This is a genomic window from Arsenophonus endosymbiont of Bemisia tabaci Q2 (assembly GCF_902713415.1).
Taxonomy (GTDB): Bacteria; Pseudomonadota; Gammaproteobacteria; order Enterobacterales; family Enterobacteriaceae; genus Arsenophonus.
The window spans coordinates 1-4,754 of the sequence record NZ_CACTIE010000069.1 but is presented as its reverse complement, the minus strand read 5'-3'; the positions used below and the strand labels follow the sequence as shown (position 1 = coordinate 4,754).

Annotated in this window: 3 protein-coding genes; 2 read left to right on the top strand and 1 reads right to left on the bottom strand. The window is 38.3% G+C overall.

Annotation, left to right across the window (positions count from 1 at the left end; all coding sequences use genetic code 11):
- Positions 1–401: 401 nt before the first annotated feature.
- Positions 402–1,166, bottom strand: coding sequence for a sulfate transporter CysZ (cysZ, locus tag ARSQ2_RS03900; RefSeq protein ID WP_181994425.1), 765 nt, complete (start codon positions 1,164–1,166; stop codon positions 402–404).
- Between the two features lie 238 nt (positions 1,167–1,404).
- On the opposite strand from cysZ, the gene zipA reads away from it, so the two are divergent.
- Both zipA and ligA read left to right on the top strand, forming a co-directional pair.
- Positions 1,405–2,349 (top strand): cell division protein ZipA, encoded by a 945-nt coding sequence (zipA, locus tag ARSQ2_RS03895; protein ID WP_181994424.1) that lies wholly within the window; start codon positions 1,405–1,407, stop codon positions 2,347–2,349.
- Positions 2,350–2,426: 77 nt separating this feature from the next.
- Positions 2,427–4,442, top strand: coding sequence for an NAD-dependent DNA ligase LigA (ligA, locus tag ARSQ2_RS03890; protein WP_420837734.1), 2,016 nt, complete (start codon positions 2,427–2,429; stop codon positions 4,440–4,442).
- Positions 4,443–4,754: the final 312 nt, after the last annotated feature.

Sequence of the window (4,754 nt, the reverse complement as noted above, 5' to 3'; positions counted from 1 at the left end):
GCTTAGCTATATCTTCAAAGATGTTGCTCATCGATCGTACTTACTATTTTTCAGAAGCTATAAACATGCTCAAATATAGTACTAATCACCATACGCTAAGCGAATTATTTTGGAAATAAAAATTTATCCTATCGTTATATCGCACAGGTGTTTATCGTCGCTTTGATTAATTTTTACTAACTGATATAACGGGATATTTGGTGGTAACTAATAACTATTTTTTAGTAAATTAAGCTTAATTTTTATGTTGACTCCGGATACTAACATCAAATATGCCACAATCATTTATTTTGATTATTATTACTATCTGAGAATAGCTGAAGTTAGGGTAAGGTAAGAAATTTTAGCTAACTTCAGCGTTTGAGTTAATGACGGTTATGTTTCAGATGGTAGAGATCAACTCACATTGCTGTTGCACCATAAATTGCGACGGGCATGATAACCAAATTGATAATAGGGATCATCATCAGAAAATTGACTATTGCACCAAACTGGATACTGGTTGTTCGATTATTGGCAAGTGCCAACTTCATTTGATCAAATTTTACTTTATGGTTATCAAAAGGATAATCACAATATTGAATTGCCATCATCCAGGCACCAAATAAAAACCATAAAATTGGTGCGATTGTCTGAGCATGAGCAATACCGGGAATGAAAAACAGGATGAGCAACGAAATAAGACGAATAAGGTCGTAACATAATTTCGTTACTTCCCGCGCTAAGATCCGCGGTATGTCGGCAATAAGTACCGCAAAACTGGTATCGGGCGCGGGAGTTCCTGTTAATTCGGCTTCCAATTTTTCAGCTAACCAGCCATTAACATTAAAAGGAGAAGCAATAAAATTGGCGAGTACTAAACGAGTACTAAAGAAGTAGCCAAATATAAGTAAAATAGAGATCACCGCAATAGGCCATATTAAATAACTTAACCACTGCATACAACTGGGAAAATAAGAAAATAATGTTTGGATCCAATCGCCTAATTTGCTATAAAGCCACCAAAAGGCACTACCGAGTAAAATAATATTTGCTAATAACGGTAAGATAACAAAACGTCTTATACTTGGAGGAGCAAGTAGCTGCCATCCCTGATCAAAATACCATCCCTGATCAAAATAATAGAAACCATTCGCAGTTTTTAGTGATTTTATTGAATTAATCATACTTCATATTATCTCCTTTAGGTTTGATCTTGTATCATATAGATAGGATTTTTAGCTGGCTAGTCTTTTGTTGGCTAAAAAACAACGAAAAAAGAATAAATATCTAACTTTTTCTAAGAAAATTATGTAGAGGGTTGCACTTAACGTTATTGGCAAATACTCTTAATATGGCAAATACTCTTAATATAATGATACCGCCATGGTGGCGATTATTTTTTCAAACAACAGAGATAGAGCGATGCAGGATTTGCGTTTAATATTAGTGGTCGTTGGTGCGATAGCTATAATAGCTTTACTGTTACATGGCTTTTCGACAAGTGGTAAAGAGCGTTCGAAGCTATTTAAAGATCGCCCTATGAAAGGCCGTAAACAAGATAATCAGGATACACCTGAGAGTGCAGGCGATCCATCCCTTGGCGATAAAATGATGGAGGCAAAACAATCAGCATCTAAATTGACTAGTCAGAAGGCAAATGAACAATTTGTTTCCCGAAAATCTGAATCATCTAAGGTAGTGAAAACACCTAACGATGATCCACATCTAGCTAATACTGAAGTAGAAATTGGATCTTGTGCTAAGCAAGAAAAGAGCGTTCAGACTAAACAGCTTGAAGTTGAGATTTCTGAGCCTGCGCTAAATTCAATTAATAGTAAAGAAAGGGAAGACGCTTTCGTAGCAAACGCAACAGAAAGCAGCCAACAGGATTTTGGTGGAGTTGAACATCCTGATGGTGAAAAACAAAAAAGTAACTTAGCTGATGAAGCTGATAAAAAGGATATTCTTGTTGTTTTACATGTTGCGCCACTGCAAGGTCAAGTTTTAGGCGGTGATCTGTTGTTACAAAATATTTTTCAATCGAGTTTTCAGTTTGGTGAAAGGCAGATCTTTCATCGTCATGTTGATCCTTCTGGTTCTGGGCAGATTTTATTTAGCTTAGCCAATATGGTTAAACCCGGTTCTTTTGAGCCAGAGGCCATGTCTGATTTCACCACTCCGGGTATATCTATATTTATGATGGTAACTTCATATGGTGACTCAGCACAAAACTTCAAATTGATGTTGCAAGCAGCACAACGTATTGCGGCTGATGTTGGTGGTGTCGTGCTTGATGAGGATCGAAAAATGCTGACACCCCAAATGATAGAGGAATATCATAGCCGAATTAGAAAAGCATTAACTTAAATATTCGATGATTAGTAATCGACCTCCGTGATAGCGGGGTGTTTTAGCGGGGGGTTTTGTCTTTAGTTGTATGGTGAATAATGAAAGAACACCAAAATTATCTTGCTCGGCTTAAACAGCAATTACGGCATCATGAATATCTTTATCATGTATTAGATACGCCTGAAATACCCGATGCAGAATATGATCGGATGATGCAGGAATTGAAAAAATTGGAGGCTGAGCATCCAGAATGGATTACTGCTGATTCGCCAACACAACGGGTTGGTGCTGCGCCATTACCGGCTTTTGAGCAGGTACGCCATGAAATACCGATGTTATCATTAGATAACGTTTTTGATGAAGAGAGTTATTTAGCCTTTGATAAACGAGTACATGATCGTTTAAAAAATAATAGCCAGTTGACATTTTGTTGTGAACTTAAATTAGATGGTTTAGCGGTTAGTCTGTTATATGAACATGGCGAACTGGTGCAGGCTGCGACGCGTGGTGATGGTACAACAGGCGAAAATATTACGCCTAATATTCTTACCATTCGAGCAATTCCGCTCCGTTTGACCGGTGATAATATTCCTGCGCGTATTGAAATTCGTGGTGAAGTTTTTATGACTCATCGCGGTTTTCAAAAACTGAATGAGGAAGCTCGGCGTAATGATGGTAAAATTTTTGCCAATCCACGTAATGCCGCAGCAGGCTCATTACGTCAGCTTGATCCTCGTATTACTGCCAAAAGGCCACTAGCCCTTTTTTGTTATGGTTTCGGCTTGTTAGCGGGCCGACAATTGCCGGCTAGCCAATATCAATGTCTAATGCAGTTTAAAAAATGGGGCTTACCCGTTAGTGATAAGGTAGCACTTTGCCAAAATAGCCAACAAGTTTTAGCCTATTACCATCAAATTAAGCAAAAGCGTTTAGGCTTAGGTTTTGATATCGATGGTGTCGTTGTTAAAGTGGATCCGTTGTCGCTGCAAGAAGAGCTTGGTTTTGTTGCTCGATCTCCTCGTTGGGCTACGGCATTTAAATTTCCCGCTCAAGAACAGATAACTTTATTGCATGATGTTGAATTTCAAGTAGGACGTACCGGTGCTATTACACCGGTTGCCCGATTAGAGCCTGTTCAGGTTGCAGGGGTCACGGTAAGCAATGCAACATTGCACAATGCTCATGAGATAGAACGTTTAGGTATACGCATTGGGGATAGCGTCGTTATTCGCAGAGCGGGTGATGTGATCCCGCAGATTGTTAATGTGCTTACTGAAAGACGTTCTACTGATAGCAGAGAAATTCGGTTTCCTATTCACTGCCCGGTTTGTAGTTCAGCCATTGAACGTATCGAAGGTGAGGCTGTGCTCCGTTGTACTGGTGGTTTAATTTGTGCCGCACAACGTAAGGGTGCCTTGAAGCACTTTGTTTCGCGGCGAGCAATGGATATTGAGGGCATGGGTGATAAGATTATTGATCAATTGGTTGATAAAGAATATGTAACGACAGCGGCCGATCTTTACCGTTTAAATCCTGATATTTTAGCCAGATTAGAGCGTATGAGGTCAAAATCTGCACAAAATCTAATTAATGCGCTTGATAAATCCAAAAAAACCACATTAGCCCGCTTTATTTATGCGTTGGGTATTCGGGAAGTTGGCGAAGCAACGGCGGGCAATTTGGCGACACATTATGCGACGTTAACTTCACTGATGTCAGCAGATATAGATTCGCTAAAAACGGTACCCGATGTTGGCAAGATAGTAGCAAAGCATATTATTAATTTTTTTCACGAACAACATAATCGCGATGTTGTTAATGAATTAGTGAATGAAATTGGTATTAGCTGGCCAGCTATACCAGTTAAGAAAACCAATAGTCCATTTACCGGCAAAACACTAGTTTTAACCGGTACATTAAACCGTTTAACGCGTGATGAGCTTAAAGACAAATTAATATTACTTGGCGCAAAAGTCACTGCCAGTGTTTCTAAAAAAACCGATCTGGTGATCGCAAGTGAAGCTGCTGGTGCTAAATTGGCAAAAGCCAATGAGTTAGGAATAAAAATTATTAATGAGGATGAATTAATGGAGTTACTACAAGAACATTAATCTTTTATGGCTTTTCGGCGTAGTAATTAGCAGGATGTTGACTGCTTTGATTTCGTAATCGTTTTATTCATCATTAATTAGCTATCAGCAAGTTAAATCACTAAATTACCGATTTAATACGGTTTTTAGTGATTAAAATCACGCCCGATTATTTTCTATTACATAAAATAATATTAATATATAGCTAGGCGACTTAATTTTGATTACACCATATTAAGTGCGAACAAAATATTTGTGTCGCATCCGAGCACTCTTTTTTTACATTTAGCTTGTGCCCATTTATGTTCAATTGGATTAAGATCTGGCGAATAG